Origin of the sequence: Streptomyces sp. NPDC086549, from assembly GCF_044746205.1 — a bacterium.
GTDB lineage: Bacteria > Actinomycetota > Actinomycetes > Streptomycetales > Streptomycetaceae > Streptomyces.
Genome location: NZ_JBIVBS010000003.1, coordinates 332,475 through 347,601, shown reverse-complemented (window position 1 = coordinate 347,601; position 15,127 = coordinate 332,475). Strand labels below are relative to the sequence as shown.

Genomic DNA, 15,127 nt, shown 5'->3' with positions numbered 1-15,127 from the left:
CCGCCTGTCGTTTCGGCGGTCACAGCGCCGCCGCCTCGGCGGTGACGATCCGTACGAGGGAGGCCGCTTCCTCGGCGCCGGCCTGCGCCGAGGAGGAGTCGGGGCCGAGGACCATGATCTCGCCCACCCGGTCCCAGGAGGAGTGCAGTTCACCCACCCGGTCGCCCGGGGACACCAGCAGCGACGCCTTCAGCACACCAGGAACCGCCTGTGCGTCGTCGACGCCGGTCACCTCGGTCACCGTGCCGGGTGTGGCGGTCAGGAAGCGTATCGCGGCGGACATGGGGGGCTCGGTGGTGAGCCGGGGCGTGCCGCCGCCCAGGAGCGTGACCAGGGAACGGATCACGTTGCCGCCATACGCGGCGTCGAGCAGGAAGGTGATCGAATCGCCGGGAACGCGTCCTGCGCACTCGATGAGCACCGGTCCGTCCTCGTTGAGGATCCACTCGGCGTGCAGGATGCCGGTGCCGTAACCGATCGCCCCCACGAGGCCGTTCATCGCCTCGACGAAGCTCTCACGCACGGGCTCGGTCAGGCCGGCCGGGACGACATGACCGAGTTCCACGGGGTGCCGGCCCGGGGCCGTGAGCTTGTCGGTGACGTTGACGAAGACGATCTCGCCCTCGCGGACCAGGGCCTCGACGCTGTACTCGTGCCCGTACACCCTCCGCTCGGCCATGTAGCGCCATGCCAGGTCGCGGTCCGGAAGCATCAGGGTGTCCTGCGCGGAGACGGTGAGCTCCCACGCGGCGTCCAGGTCGTCGCCGGGTTCCAGCAGCTGAACCCCCAGGGAGGCGTGCCGGTTCGCGGGTTTGAGGACGACCGAACCGTCACCGGCGAACTGCTTCACGTCCCCGGGCCCGTGCACCTCCGTCCAGTCGGGGTTGCGCAGGCCCGCGGCCCGGGCCGCCTCGCGCAAGCGGAGTTTGTCCGTCAGGGCCGCCGCCGCGGCGCTGCTCGCTCCGGGCAGTCCCCAGCGCTCCGCCAGTACGGCCGCGCCGTGAACCCCGTACTCCAGCCCGGCGAGAACCAGGGAGACCGGTTCGTCCCGCAGGTGCGCCTCGGCCGCCTCCACGAGCGCGAGATTCTGATGGTAGGGCGCGGCGACCACCGAGCCGACACACCGCAGTTCGGCGGCCGCGTCGTGCACCGCGCGCTTGCGGATGATGTCCGGGTCCTCGATCACCACGACGCTGTTCTCCGGCAGGAACTGCTCCATCTGGTTCAGCAGCAGCTTGCCGAATCCGACCATGACGACCCGGCCGGGCAGGCTCTCGAATTCCATGCGTATCGCTCTCTGTGGAGGGTCAGGCGGGGCGGAGGGTGACGTCGAACCGGTCGATGCCCGCAATGAAGTTCGACGGCCGACGGACCAGACCGGAAAGGGGCTCCACGGACTCCACGCGGGTCAGCAGCTCGGCGAAGAGCGACCGCATCTCCAGCCGGGCGAGCACGGCGCCCAGACAGAAGTGCGGGCCGATCGTGAAGGAGAGATGGCTGTTGGGGGACCGGTCGATACGGAATTCGTCCGGCGCCTCGAACACCTCCGGGTCACGGTTGGCGGCGGACAGCCAGACACAGACCGTGTCGCCTTCCGCGAGCCGGGTGCCGCCCAGCGTGGTCGGCTCCGTCACCGTGCGGATGAGATGCATCGCGGGTGTGTCGAAGCGGAGCATCTCCTCGATCATCGCGTCGATACGCGCGTGGTCCTCCCGCAGCCACTGCCAGGCCCCCGGCCTCGATGCCAGCTGGTACAGGCCGGCCGCGACGGCGTTCTTGGTGGTCTCGTAGCCGCCGATGGCGAGATTGAGGCAGTTGAGCAGCACCTCGTCCGACGTGAGCCTGGCCTCGTCGAGTTCGATGTCCATCAGCCGTCTGACCATGCCGTTCTCGGACAGCCGGTGCGGTTCGCCCTCGATGATCTCGACGAAGTACATCAACAGCTCGTTGTTGCCGGTCTCGCTGCATCGACGGCGCTCGGCGAGGGTCGGCGCCGCGGCGCCCGGTCCCTCCGTACCCGTGATGGCGCGGCTCGCCATGGCCGCGACGCGTTCCTGGTCCTCTTCGGGGATCCCGAGGATCGAGCCGATGGTCAGACGTGGCATGGGAGCGGTGAGCGCGGTGACCACGTTCACCATGCCCTCGCTCCGGTTGTCGCGCAGTGCCGCGTCTACCAGCCGGGTGGCGTGCCCCTGGATGATTGGCGCGAGCGAGGCCACGAACTGCGGTGTGATGGCGGCGGTGACCAGCTTGCGCAGCCGGGCGTGGCGGGGCCGGTCGGTGAGTTCGATCATCAGTCCGGCGGCCGGGTCCCGCGTGCCCAGCGTGCTGTCCAGCGTCATGCCCCATTCGGAGCTGTACGTCTTGACGTCTCGCAGCACGGTACGCGTGTGGTCGTGGCGGGTCACCGAGTAGAAGCCGGGTGCGCCTTCACGGTCCTGCCAGTGCAGTTCGGGGAGTCGACGCATGGCGGCCCACGCCTCGTACGGGGGCTGCGGTACGAACTCGGCAGGAGACGCCAGGTCGACGGTGCGGGATTCGGTGGCGGTCATGACCTCAGTTCTCGTTCCTGGTGGAGTCGTCGGCCAGAACCTCGGCGACCAGCTCGACGACCTTGGCCGGCCGGGTCCTGGTGAAGTAGTGGCCGCCTCCGGGAAGTTCGCGGATCCGGGGGGTCACGGTGAACAGCTCCCAGGCGGCGTGGCCGTCCGCGAACCCTTCGGTGACCGGGTCGTCGGTCGCGTACACGACGGTCGTGGGGGCGCTCACCGGCTCGGCCGCCCCGGGTTCGTAGGCGGACAGGTAGTACGCGTTGGCACTGGTGGAGTCGTGCCGGAAGGTGCGCACGAGCAGGTCCGCGTAGGAGGCGCCGAGCTCGTCGAACCCGGTGAAGCCGGTCTCGACGGTGAGCCAGTGCCTGATGTCCTCGTACGTCATCGAGGACACGTACTCGATGCTCTCGCGCAGGGCCGGCGCGTCGTAGAGGAGCTTGGCGCCGATGAACAAGTGCTCGACGGCGACGTCACGCGCCTGAAGCAGTCTGGCGACCTCGATGGCCAGCGCGGAGCCGACGCAGTGGCCCCACAGGATGATCCGGCCGCGGTCCTGCTGCAACAGTTCCTCGACGACCAGCCGGGCGGTCTCGGTGACCGGGAGCAGCTGGTCCGGCGTCGACTTCGGGTCATGGCCGGGCAGTTCGACGGCGAGGACGGCGCAGCTGCGGTCCTTGCGGATCATGGCGTCGGCCACCGGACGGAAGTGGACGGCGTGACCGGCACCGTACGGGAAGCACACGAGCGTGGCGGCGGGGTGCTCGTCCGCGGGGGTGAGCCGCACCAGGACACCCGAGCTCGCGTCGGCCGTGGCGGTTTCGGCGATCCGGGCCTGCTCGCCCAGTCGCGAGTTGCGCATCACGTCCTTGATCGACACCAGGCCGTTGAGCATCATGACGACGCGCATCGCCGCCAGTGAGTTGCCGCCCAGCTCGAAGAAGTCGTCGGTGGTCCGGACCGTCGCGGGGTCGATGCCCAGGACCTCACCCCAGACCGCCGCGATGCGCAGGGCGGCCGAGGAGAGCTCGCCGTCCTGCGCCTCCACGTCCTGCTCGGAGGCCTCTCCCACCGCTTCCTGGGAGTCGGCGCCGTCCGCCTCCAGACGGCCGCCGGGCAGCCAGCGGCCCCTTCCCGCATCCGTACGGGTGCCGTCGGGGCCGGTGACCACCAGGTCGCCGGGGGTGCCGAGCGGAGCCGGCAGACCGGCCGCGTCCAGCACCGTCACCGTCCCGGCGGCGTCGGTGTGTCCGGGCAGGGCCTGCGGGCGGGCGGCGAACGTGGTCAGCTCGGCCCGTTCCGTATCGCCGATCAGTCCGGGGAGCGCGTGTCCGGCGGCGGGGTCGTGCGTCATCTGCTCCAGCGCGGCGACGAAGTACCCGCCGATGCGCACGATCTGCTCGTTGTCGAAGACGTCGGTGTGGTAGTGCAGGCTGAGAAGCACTTCGTCCGTGTAGTAGTGCTGCGAGAACTCGGACCGGAAGGCGAACTCGGTGATGGCCACCGCGCGCACGTCCAGCAGCGAGAACTCGGGCAGCTCGCGGAGCTTCTTCAGCGAGTAGAAGTGCGTGAAGTTGAAGACGGTCTCGAACAGTGACTCCTGCGTCTGCAGATCCTGCTTCATCTTCGCCATCGGGTACCGGCGGTGCGGAAGGAAGGAGACCTCGGCGTCGTAGATCTGCCGGATCACCTGCTCCCAGCTGCCGTCGGCCAGACGCACCCGCAGGGGCACCGAGTTGAGGAACAGTCCGGCCGCCTTGTCCGCGTCCGCGACCTCGGGGCGCCCGCTGTGCTCGTAGCCCGTCATCACGTCCTGTTCCCCGGTGACCACCGAAAGCACCTTCAGGTGGGCGGCGAGCAGGACGGTCTTCACCGGCACGCCGAGGCGGTCGGCCAGCGCGATGACGCGGTCCGACAGTCCGCGGGGCAGCGGGACGTCCTGCAGTACGACGTTGAACGCGGCCTGCTCGTCGCGCGGGCGCAGCCTCGGGACGACCGTACGGGGGCGGTCGCGCAGGGCGTCCAGCCAGTACTGCCGGTCCGTGTCGGAGCGCAGGGACTGCTGCTCCAGACCCACGAAGTTGCGCAGGTGGTTGGGGACTGCCTCGCCGTTGTAGGTGCCCTTGTCACGCAGCGCGTAGTAGATCTCGAAGAGCTTGGTGTGGACGAGGTTGATGCTCCAGCCGTCCAGCGCGGAGTTGTGCTGGCTGATGCTGTAGCGGTACAGGTCGTCGCGCAGCACGTGCACGTGGAGCCGGATCAGGCCCGGGTACTCCCAGTCGAACGCGTGCCCCTTCTCCCGGATCTCCCACTCGGCGTACCAGGCGTCCTGGGCCGCTTCGTCCAGGTGACGGAGGTCGGCGATGAAGACCGGGGGCCGGTCGATGTCGCGGTGCACGAGCTGGAGGTACTCGCTGAACCCGGTCAGGCGATAGCTCGTGCGGAAGATGGGGTTCTGCGCGACCAGGATGCGGGCGGCCTCCGTGAACGCCTCGGCGTCGAAGCTGCTGCGGATCAGGTAGCCGATGATGTCGTGGTACTGCGAGCTGCCGCGCGTCATCTCGCTCTGGAAGATGGTGCCGGCCTGCAGCATGGACATCGGATAGGCGTCCTCGACGTCCTCCGGGAGCCGGGCCCGGTCCGCCTCGCTGATCAGCTCGAAGGGGGCGAACTCGTGGCGCGGTGCGGCAACCGTGGCGCCCGCGTCGAGCACCTCGGCGAGTCCGCCGACCGTCGGGTGCGCGAAGAGCTGCTGGAAGGTGAAGTCGAGGCCCAGTTTCCGTGCCTGGGCGAGCACCGAGACGAAGTGGATCGAGTTGCCGCCGAGGGCGAAGAAGTTGTCGTGCACTCCGATCCGGTCGAGCCCCAGGGCACCGGCGATCAGGTCCGCGAGCTGCTGTTCGCGCTCTGTGCGCGGAGCGACGTAGTCGGTGGTCTGCGCGGCGGGCTCGGGCAGCGCGGCGCGGTCGAGCTTGCCGTTGGGCGACAGCGGGAAGACGTCGAGCGTCAGTACGCGGATCGGCACCATGTACTCGGGCAGCGACTCGGCGGCGTGGCCGCGCAGTTCCTGCTCCGAGACCGGGCCGGCGGCCACCGCATAGCCGAGGAGCTGCTGCTGGCCGTCGGCTCCGGCACGGATGATCACAGCCGCGTCGGTGACGGCGGGATGTTCGAGCAGGCGCCTCTCGATCTCACCGAGTTCGATGCGATAGCCGCGCAGCTTGACCTGGGAGTCGTTGCGGCCCAGGTACTCCAGGGCGCCGTCGGGCAGTCGGCGCACCAGGTCGCCGGTGCGATAGGCGCGCTTCTCCCCCGGGAACGGGTCCTCGACGAACCGTTCGGCCGTCAGCTCGGCCCGGTGCAGATAGCCGCGGGCCAGTCCGTCGCCGGCGATGTACAGCTCGCCAGGAACGCCGACCGGGCGCTGCCGGCGCTGCTCGTCGAGGACGTAGAGCCGGGTGTTGTCGATCGGCATGCCGATCGGAACCGTGGTGTCCTCGGGGCCGGTGCGGTGGTGGGTGACGTCGACGGTCGCCTCGGTCGGTCCGTAGAGGTTCACCAGCTCGGCGTGGCCGAGCAGTTCGGCGAAGCGGCGGACGTGGTGGGCGCCCAGCGCCTCGCCGCTGGCGAAGACCCGGCGCAGCGACGTGAGCCTGCTCTGGGCCCCGGTGGCTGCCACGTAGTCCAGGAACGCCCCGAGCATGGTCGGAACGAAGTGCAGGGTGGTGATGCCATGGCGCTCGACAGCGCTCACGATGGCCTCCGGCTCCCGCTCGCCGCCGGGCTCCAGAAGCGCGACACCGGCACCCTCGATGTGCCACCAGAACAACTCCCACACCGAGACGTCGAAGGAGATCGGCGTCTTCTGCAGGATCGTGTCGTCCGGGGAGAGCGGGTACGCGCGCTGCATCCAGTTCAGCCGGTTGACGACACTGCGGTGTTCGACCACCACGCCCTTCGGCGCGCCGGTGGAGCCGGAGGTGTAGATGACGTAGGCGGCGTCCGTCGCGGCACCGGGTTCGGGCGCCTGGACAGCCCCGGTCCCGCTGGTGTCGGCCACGATCTCGAGGACGTTGACCGGCTCGGGCACCTGGTGCACGCGGGCGGACGTGGCCAGTACCAGGGCCGCCTTGCTGTCCTCGAGCATGTAGGACATGCGGGCGGGCGGCAGCGCCACGTCGAGCGGAAGGTAGGCCCCGCCGGCCTTGAGGACGGCCACGACGGCGACGAGCATCTCCACCGAGCGCTCCGCCAGTACGCCTATGACGGTTTCCCGGCCCACGCCGCGCTCGCGCAGGTCGAGAGCGAGGCGGGTGCTCGCCCGGTCCAGCTCGGCGAAGGTGACGGAGCCGTTCGCCGTCCGCACCGCCACGGCGTCCGGGTGCGCCGCGACCGTCCTGGCGAAGAGCTGCGGAAGCGTCACGTCGTCCGGGAAGGCGACCGCGGTGTCGTTGGCGGTCGCGACCACCGCGGCGTCCTCGTCACCGGCCAGGTCGAGCGCGGTCGGCGCGGCGTCCGGGTCGGCCAGCACCGCGGTCAGCAGCCTCAGATAGTGCGCGGCGAGACGGGCGGCACTCTCCTCGGTGAAGCGCTGGGGTTCGACCCGCAGGTCGAGTGCGAGGCCGGTCTCGGTGCGACGCACATGAAAGAGCGTGTCGGCGGCGACCGCGTCCACCGCGGCGGATGCGTGCAGTCCGTCCAGCGCGACGACGACCTCGGTCGCGACGCCCGAGAGTTCCACCGGGTAGTCCTGGTGGGCCAGGGCCTCCAGCGTGGCCCCGCGCAGACGGCCCAGGAAGGTGCGGAAGGTGTCGTCGGGCTCCAGCGAAACCCTGGTCGGCACCACCCGGGCGAGCGAGTCCGGCACGGTCGGGGGCTGCCCGACCAGCAGGTCGCGGTCTCCGCCGTACACGTTCAGCAGCACCGCGGCCGCCGCGGTGAGCAGGATGTGCAGGGTGGTGTCGTCCTGACGACTGACCGCGGCGAGACGCTGGGCGAGCGCCTCGTCCAGGTCGACCACGGCTGCGGAACGAGTGGCTCCGGTCCGTCGGGCCGTCGCGACGTCGGCCGGGAACGTGGTGCTCGGCGCACCCTCCAGGGCCCGCGCCCAGAAGGCGGCCGCCGCGGGCCGCTGCGCGGCCGCGATCTTCTGCTGGCCGACGGTCAGGTGTGAACTCATGAGGGAGTGCTCCTCAGCGCGTGGATCGGTGTGGATCAGAAGGCGAAGTCGGCGGCGGACGGAACCGGCGCGGTGGCGGCGGGTGCGGAGGCCGGCCCGACGAGGTCGACGAGTGGCGTGTCCTGGTCGGCCAGCGCGCGGTCGAGGATGCCGAGCAGGAGGTCGCGGAACGCCTCGACGGTCGCCCGGTCGAAGAGCTCCACCGAGAACTCCCACTCGATGTGCAGATCCTCGGGCTCCTCGTACGCCTGCATGTTCAGGTCGAACATCGTCGCGCCGGTGTAGCGGGGACGCAGCAGTCGGCGCTCCGCCAGGAAGTCGATCGTCAGGAGGGGGGCCGACTGCAGGGCCAGCATGCTGTCGAACACCGGGTTGCGGCCCGGGGACCGCTCCTCGGCGACCATGCCGGCCAGTTCACCGAGGGGAAAGTCCTGGTGCTCGAAGGCCCCGCGAGCCGTGGTCGAGGTCTCGTCGAGGAGCTCGCCGAACCGCTGATGGGTGCCGGGCCGCAGCCGCAGGCAGACCGTGTTGACGAACATGCCGACGGTGATGTCGAGGCCGGACACGGTCCGGCCCGAGGCGGGCACACCGAAGGTGACGTCGTCCTGTCCGGTCACCGCCGACAGGAAGACCGCGTACGCCGCTGCCAGCACCGCGAACGGCGTGGTCGCGTGCCGTGCCGCGAGCGCGCGCAGCGTCGCGGTGCGCTGCGCGCCCAGGCGGAACGCGAGCAGATCGCCCGCGTGGCTGCGGACCGCGGGCCTGGGGCGGTCCGTGGGCAGTTCGGCGGGGGCGGGACGACCGGCGAAGGCGGCGGCCCAGAAGGCGCGCTGTTCCTCCGCACGGCGTCTGCCCTCGCCCTGGCTCGCCCAGTGGGCGTAGTCGAGGTACGTGTGCTCCACCGCGGGTGGTTCGGCGCCCCGGTACAGCGCGTCGAGGTCGGCGAAGAGGCGGGTGAGCGAGGCACCGTCGACGATCAGGTGGTGCAGATCCACGAAGAGCCAGCGGCGTCGGCCCGACCGGTGCAGGCTCGCGCGGGCGAGCGGTGCGGTGGCCAGGTCGAAGGGCTTGATGAGAGCGGCGAGGTCCGGCTCCCCGTCGTCCGCGATCCGCAGCTCGCAGTCGACCCGTTCGTGCACCACCTGGACCGGTGTGTCCGCGAGCTGGAAGGAGGTGCGGAGCGTCTCGTGGCGGTCGAGCAACGCCCGCCAGGCGGCCGCGAGCCGGTCGGCGTCGGTGTCTTCCGGTATCTCCAGCAGGACCGGCACGTTGTAGCGCACCGACGAGGTCTCCTTGCTCTGCTCCACGTACAGCGGGTGCTGCTGCGGTGCGAGCGGATGGTGGGCCGCGCTCGGTGCCACGCTCAGGGCAGGGAGTCCGCCGGGCTCGGTGGTGTGTTCGGCGAGGAACTCCGCGAGTTCCTCGACGGTGGGGTTGCGGAACACGTCCGAGAGGGCCAGGGTCGTGCCGAACTCCTTGGACACGGCGGCCGCCAGTGTGGCCGCGGTGAGCGAGTCCACGCCGTGGTCGAACATCGAGTCCAGGACACCGACGGTGGTGTTCGGGAGCAGCCGCTCCCAGATGGCGACCAGCCGCTCCTCGGTGGCATCACGCGGTGCGACGTACTCCACCGGAAGGTCGTACAGCTCCTCCGGGTCGGGCAGTGCCGACCGGTCGACCTTTCCGTGCGCGGTCAGCGGAAGTTCGTCGACGACCACCAGATGCCCGGGAATCAGGTGCCGCGGCAGCTGATCGGCCAGGTACGCACGCAGTTCCGGCACATCGGTCGCGCCCGTCGTCGTGACGTACGCGGCCAGGTACCGGTCCGCCGGATCGTCACCGGCCCGCACCCGGGGGACCACTGTGGCCTCGGAGACCAGGGGGTGGCCGCGGAGCACGCTTTCGATCTCGCCGGGCTCGATCCGGTATCCGCGGATCTTCACCTGCCCGTCGGCGCGGCCGTGGAACTCGATGACGCCGTCGGCTCGCTGCCGTACCAGGTCACCGGTCCGGTACATCCGGCCGCCGGGCAGGAACGGGTCGGGCAGGAAGACCGCCTCGGTGAGCTCCGGCCGGTTGAGGTAGCCCAGCGCGACACCGTCGCCCCCCACGTACAGCTCGCCGATCGTGCCCGGCGGCAGCGGTACACCCTCCGGATCCAGCACGTACGCCGAGGAGTTGGCGATCGGGCGGCCGATGGGGATCGGCCCCGCGCCCTGCTCGGGGAGGATCAGGTGTGTCGTCGAGAAGGTGGTGTTCTCGGTGGGTCCGTAGCCGTTGACGATCCGTGTTCCGGGCGCTGCCCCCTGTACGGCGGCCACGTGTTCGGGGGCCACGACGTCGCCGCCCACGATCAGGTCCCGTAGCGGGGCGAAGATCCCCGGATCCTGCCGCACGAGACGGCTGAACAGCGGGGAGGTCAGCCACATCGTGGTGATGCGGTGCTCGCTCAGCGCGGCGCCCAGCCGGTCCGCGTGCAGGATGACGTCCTCGCCGGGCAGGACCAGTACGCCGCCGTTCAGCAGCGGGCCCCACATTTCGAAGGTGCTGGCGTCGAAGGAGACCGCGCCGGTCTGCAGGACCCGCATCCGGTCGGAGAACTCGACGAAGTCGGCGTCGGTCACCAGGCGGGCGATGTTGCGGTGGCAGACCACGACACCCTTCGGCCGGCCGGTGCTGCCCGAGGTGTACATGACGTACGCACGGTCGGTCGCCGCTGTGTCGAGCGGCAGCCCGGCCTCGGCGTCGAGATCCTGTGCCACCGACAGCTCCCGACCGCGCCCGCCCGGGAGTTCGGCCTCCCGGTCACCGAGCACCAGCCGTACGCCACCGTCTTCGAGCAGCAGCTCGACGCGCTGGGCCGGTTCGGCCGGGCTGATCGGCAGGTAGGCCGCGCCCGCCCGCAGCACCGCCAGGTTCGCGATCACCCACTCGGCGCTCCGCTCCGCCCGTACGGCCACGAGCTCGCCGCGGCGCACGCCGTGGGCGAGAAGTCGTCGTGCCAGCCGGGCCGAGCGGTCGGCGAGCTGCCGGTACGTCAGCGTGCCGGCTCCGCTGATCACAGCGGGGGCGTCGGGGGTGGCGTCGGCCCACCGCAGGAACAGCCGGTGCACGGTGGTGTCGTGTGGGATGCGGGACTTTCGGCCGAAGGCGTGCGCGGGCACGGAGGGCGCGGAGGTCATCGTCGGTTCGGTGTTCATGCTCTCGTTCCGGTCGTCACGTCGAAGCCGGGCCGGAAGGTCTTGGCGATCGACTTGGCGATCGTCTGCAGGGTGGCGTGGTCCGGGGCGCTGCCGTAGACCACACCCAGATGGCTCTGGGTGCCGTCGCGGTAGTCGACGAACCGCCCGGGCTCGGCGTCCAGTTCGACGGTCCGCACGCCCGGCAGCGTGCGCAGTTCGTCTGCTCCGGACACTTCCCGGATCCGGCCCGCGAGGGGCGGTGGGCTGAGGAAGTACTGGTAGGTGACGTCGCGGTAGCGGGTCGCGGGGACGGCGGGCTCTCGGCCGAGTGCCACTTCCAGGGCCGCCCGGACCAGGTTGACGCCGGTGGCCCTTCTCAGGATCTCCGGCACATAACCGCCGAGCCGGCCGTTGACCTCGATGATCCTCGGCCCCTGGGCGGTCAGTTTGATCTCCGTGTGCGTGATCCCGTACCGAATCCCCAACGCCCGTGCCGCAGCCGCGTCCAGAGCGAGAACGGCCTCGGCCGTCTCCTCGTCCAGGGTGGCGGGCAGCAGCATGCCCGTCTCACGAAACGGCTCGGCGAGGGCGAACTTACCGGTGACGCAGACCTGTCGGGACCCGGCGGGAGTGTGCACGGATTCCACGGAGACGTAGTCGCCCCAGAAGGGGCCCGCCACGCCGGGATCGCCCTCCAGCAGTTCCTCGGCGACGAACTCCCACCCCTCCGGAAGAGCCGCGCACACGGAGAGGAAGTCCTCCGGGGTGTCCACGCGGACGGTGTGCAGACTCCCCGCGCCGATCCGCGGCTTGATCACCGCCGGTGCGCCGACCCGGGCGAGAGCCGCCTGCGGGTCGGCACCTATCACGGCGATCTTGACGGTTTCGACCCCGGCTTCGTCCAGGATGCGGCGCTGAACCAGCTTGTCGATCAGCACCGGGATCAACGCTGTCGAGTGGCAGGGGAGTTGCAGGTCGGCCGCGAGGCGGGAGGTCTCGGCGAGCTGATATTCGCTGAAGGTCACCACGCCGTCGACTCCGGCCTCCCGGACAAGGGCCGACCGGCGCTCGGGCCCCGCGCCGGTGACGTCGACCACCTCGCCGTACTGCGACAGAGCACCCCGGTCCATGCCCCTGCGCGCGCCCTCGAAGTCCGCGACGAAGACCGGGCGGCACAGCCGGTGGGCGGCGGCCAGGATGTCTCCGGGTGTGGCGGAGCCCAAGTCATGGACGACTGCCACGCGCGGCAGCTGTCGTGCGGCACTCATACCTGGGCCCCCGTGGACTTGAGGTGCTCGGTGAGGCTTGCCGCCGTCGGATACAGATAGAGGTCGCGCAGCGGCACGGACTGCATCCCCTCGCGGCGCAGGGCGGCGGAGAGGCGGATCGCCATCAGAGAGTTGCCGCCCAGCTCGAAGAAGTCGTCCTCCGGTGTCACCTGGGGTCCCAGCGTGGCGCGCCAGGCGTTCAGAACGACCTCCGCCAGGTCTTTCGGCTTCTCCGCGGGGGCGCCGACCTCGTCCTCGGCCGGGCCGGGCAGAGGAACGGGCGTCTGGTCGGGCTTGGGCAGCCGGGCGGTGTCGACCTTGCCGTTCACCGTCAGCGGGATCTCGGGGACTGCGGTGACCGTGGCAGGCAGCATGTACTCGGGCAGAATGCCCTTCGCGCGGCGCCGTACCTCCGTGACGGAGCCGCCCTGGCGCAGCACCACGTAGGCGTCGAGGCGCACGTCCGCGGCGTCGCCCGCTCCCTGGTGGAGCACCACCGCCGCGGCGATGACAGCGGGGTCGTCCAGCAGGACGGACCTGATCTCACCCAGCTCGATACGGAAGCCGCGGACCTTCACCTGGTCGTCGATCCGGCCGAGGTGGTCGAGCCGGCCGTCCGGACGCAGGCGCCCCAGGTCGCCGCTGCGGTAGACGCGCTCGCCCGTCAACGGGTCGTGAACGAAGCGCTCGGCGGTCAGTTCCGGCCGGTTGAGGTAGCGGTCGGCCAGCCCGGCTCCTCCGACGTAGATCTCTCCGGGCACGCCGAGCGGCTGTACGCGACCTCGCTCGTCGCGCACGGACAGGGACCAGCCGGGCAGCGCGGTGCCGACCGAGCGGGAGCCTGCGGCGACCTCCACCGGGGTGATCGTCTGGGTGGTGACATGGACCGTGGTCTCGGTGATGCCGAACATGTTCACCAGACGGCAGCGGTCGTGCGGATGGCGGCGGAACCAGAGCTCCAGCGCGCGTACGTCGAGCGGCTCGCCGCCGAACACCACCAGCCGCAGGAAGAGCGGGGTCTGCTGGGCGAGGTCCACCTCACGCAGCGAGGCGAAGGCCGAGGGGGTCTGGCTCAGCACCGTCACCTTCCGTTCCACCAGCAGCGCGTGGAACTCGGCGGGGTTGCGCGACACCCAGTACGGCACGACGATCAGGTGGCCGCCGGTGAGCAGAGATCCCCAGATCTCCCAGACGGAGAAGTCGAAGGCGCTGGAGTGGAAGAGGGTCCACACGTCGGCCGGTCCGAGACCCATGTCCGGCGCGGTCGCCGCGATCAGCGAGCCGACGTTGTGGTGCGGCACGACGACGCCCTTGGGCCGGCCCGTCGAACCCGAGGTGTAGATGACGTATGCCGCCGCGTCCGGGTCGGTGGGCTCGGCCGTCTCCTGCCCTGCCGGTGCGGAGTCGGACAGTGTGCCGGGGCGGACCACGCTCACGCCGTCCAGCTCCGGGAACTCGTCGAGGGTGGTGACCACCAGACGCAGCCCCGCGTCCTCGGCGGTGTAGCGCAGCCGGTCGGTGGGGTAGCGCGGATCCATCGGGACGTAGGCCGCGCCGCACTTGAGGACCGCGAGCAGGGTGACCACGAGGTCCGCCTCGCGGTCCAGGCAGACTCCGACCAGCGCGCCGGGCAGCACGCCCAGGTTCCGCAGACCGGCGGCGAACCGGTCCGCACGCTCGTCGAGTCCGCGGTACGTCAGTGTCTGCGCGGAGTCCGAGAGCGCCGGGGCGTCCGGCTGGGCGTCGGCGATCCGCCGGAACGCCTCGTGGATGGTGGACGGAGCGTGCTCGGACAACGCGGACGGCCTGCCGAGGGCGAGCAGTGCCGAGCGCTCTTCCGCGTCGACCAGCTCGATGCCCCCGATCTGCGTGGCACCGGCCTCGGGTGCCTTGCGTCCGCACAGCTCCACGAGGACACGGACATGACGGGCGAACTGGGCCGCCACGGCCGGGGACAGAGCCGACTCGTCGTACCAGAGAGTGCCTGCGAGCGTTCCGTCGCGCCGCGGTTCCCATACCAATGTGACGGGGAACGGAGGCGCCTGGAACGGCCGGTACTCGTCGGCTCGGCCCGACCGTGGCAGGAGCAGGCCGACGGCGGGGGGCTCGTCCTGGACACCCGTGGTTCTGGAGGACGCGATGGCGTTGTCGGCGGCGGCGACCACGTCCGCGATCGGACCGTGCTGGTCGACCGGCAGCGTGACCGCGGTGCAGAAGTCCCCGTACTCCGGGTCCTGGGCCAGCAGACCGACCCGGTGAGCGGCGCCCTCGCCGTACCGGGACAGCGCCAGGGCGGTGGCGGCGAGCAGGACCGGGTCGGCCGGCTCGGGCGCGACCTCGACCGGTCCGATCGGTACCCGGCCGACGACTCCGGCCCGTCGGGCGTCGCCGAGTCCCCACGCCGGGAGCACGATGTCCGGGGCGGGGCGGCGCACGGCCTGGGCGGGCACGTTCAGCCGAAACCCGTTCTCCTCCTGTCCGTCGTCGGACAGCAGCGAGCCCACCCGGGCGATGGCCAGGCTGTCGACGTTGTGCCGGTGGGCGACCAGGACGAGGTCCGCGGCTCCGTCGGCGTACGACAGGAGTACCGCGCGGACCAGCGGGCCGGTGTGTCCCACCGGGCGGGAGATCTCGCGCTCGCGCAGCGCGACGGAGGCGGGGTGCCCGGCCTCGGTGGGCAGTTCTTCGGTCCACAGCCGTGTGCCGGCCGGCAGTGCTCCGCTCGCCAGCGCGGCCGTGTGGCGCCCGGCGACCCGTTCCGCGGCCTGCCGGTCGGGAAAGCGGCGCACCCACGCGTGACAGGCCTTCGCGGGCTGGGCTTCGAAGTCCGCGCGGGCGAAGAACTCGCGGGCGCCGCCGACGTGTTCGCCCGCCGCGGCCGGACTGCTCGGAGTTGACATGCTGGTCTCCTGGGTGGTGCTCACGGTGAGGTCTGTCATCGGGGACGGC

Annotated in this window: 6 protein-coding genes; all 6 read right to left on the bottom strand. The window is 70.9% G+C overall.

Annotation, left to right across the window (positions count from 1 at the left end):
* Nucleotides 1-19: 19 nt before the first annotated feature.
* From ACIPSA_RS12510 to ACIPSA_RS12485, 6 genes are read right to left on the bottom strand one after another with little or no spacing between them, the layout of a single operon-like run.
* Nucleotides 20-1,285, bottom strand: coding sequence for an ATP-grasp domain-containing protein (locus tag ACIPSA_RS12510; protein ID WP_402632607.1), 1,266 nt, complete (start codon nucleotides 1,283-1,285; stop codon nucleotides 20-22).
* A 22-nt stretch (nucleotides 1,286-1,307) separates the two neighbouring features.
* A complete protein-coding gene (locus ACIPSA_RS12505; protein WP_402632604.1) occupies nucleotides 1,308-2,552 on the bottom strand; it encodes a cytochrome P450 in 1,245 nt (414 codons plus the stop codon).
* A 4-nt stretch (nucleotides 2,553-2,556) separates the two neighbouring features.
* Nucleotides 2,557-7,728 (bottom strand): amino acid adenylation domain-containing protein, encoded by a 5,172-nt coding sequence (locus ACIPSA_RS12500; protein WP_402632601.1) that lies wholly within the window; start codon nucleotides 7,726-7,728, stop codon nucleotides 2,557-2,559.
* 35 nt (nucleotides 7,729-7,763) lie between these two features.
* Nucleotides 7,764-10,928, bottom strand: a complete 3,165-nt coding sequence (locus ACIPSA_RS12495) for an amino acid adenylation domain-containing protein (protein ID WP_402632598.1) — start codon at nucleotides 10,926-10,928, stop codon at nucleotides 7,764-7,766.
* Nucleotides 10,925-12,178: an ATP-grasp domain-containing protein gene (locus ACIPSA_RS12490; RefSeq protein WP_402632595.1), complete on the bottom strand. Its 1,254-nt coding sequence runs from the start codon at nucleotides 12,176-12,178 to the stop codon at nucleotides 10,925-10,927. The genes ACIPSA_RS12495 and ACIPSA_RS12490 overlap by 4 nt, the downstream gene beginning before the upstream one ends.
* The gene (locus tag ACIPSA_RS12485; RefSeq protein ID WP_402632592.1) at nucleotides 12,175-15,117 is read right to left on the bottom strand and encodes an amino acid adenylation domain-containing protein; all 2,943 of its coding nucleotides are present in this window, start codon (nucleotides 15,115-15,117) and stop codon (nucleotides 12,175-12,177) included. The genes ACIPSA_RS12490 and ACIPSA_RS12485 overlap by 4 nt, the downstream gene beginning before the upstream one ends.
* Between the last annotated feature and the right edge of the window lie 10 nt (nucleotides 15,118-15,127).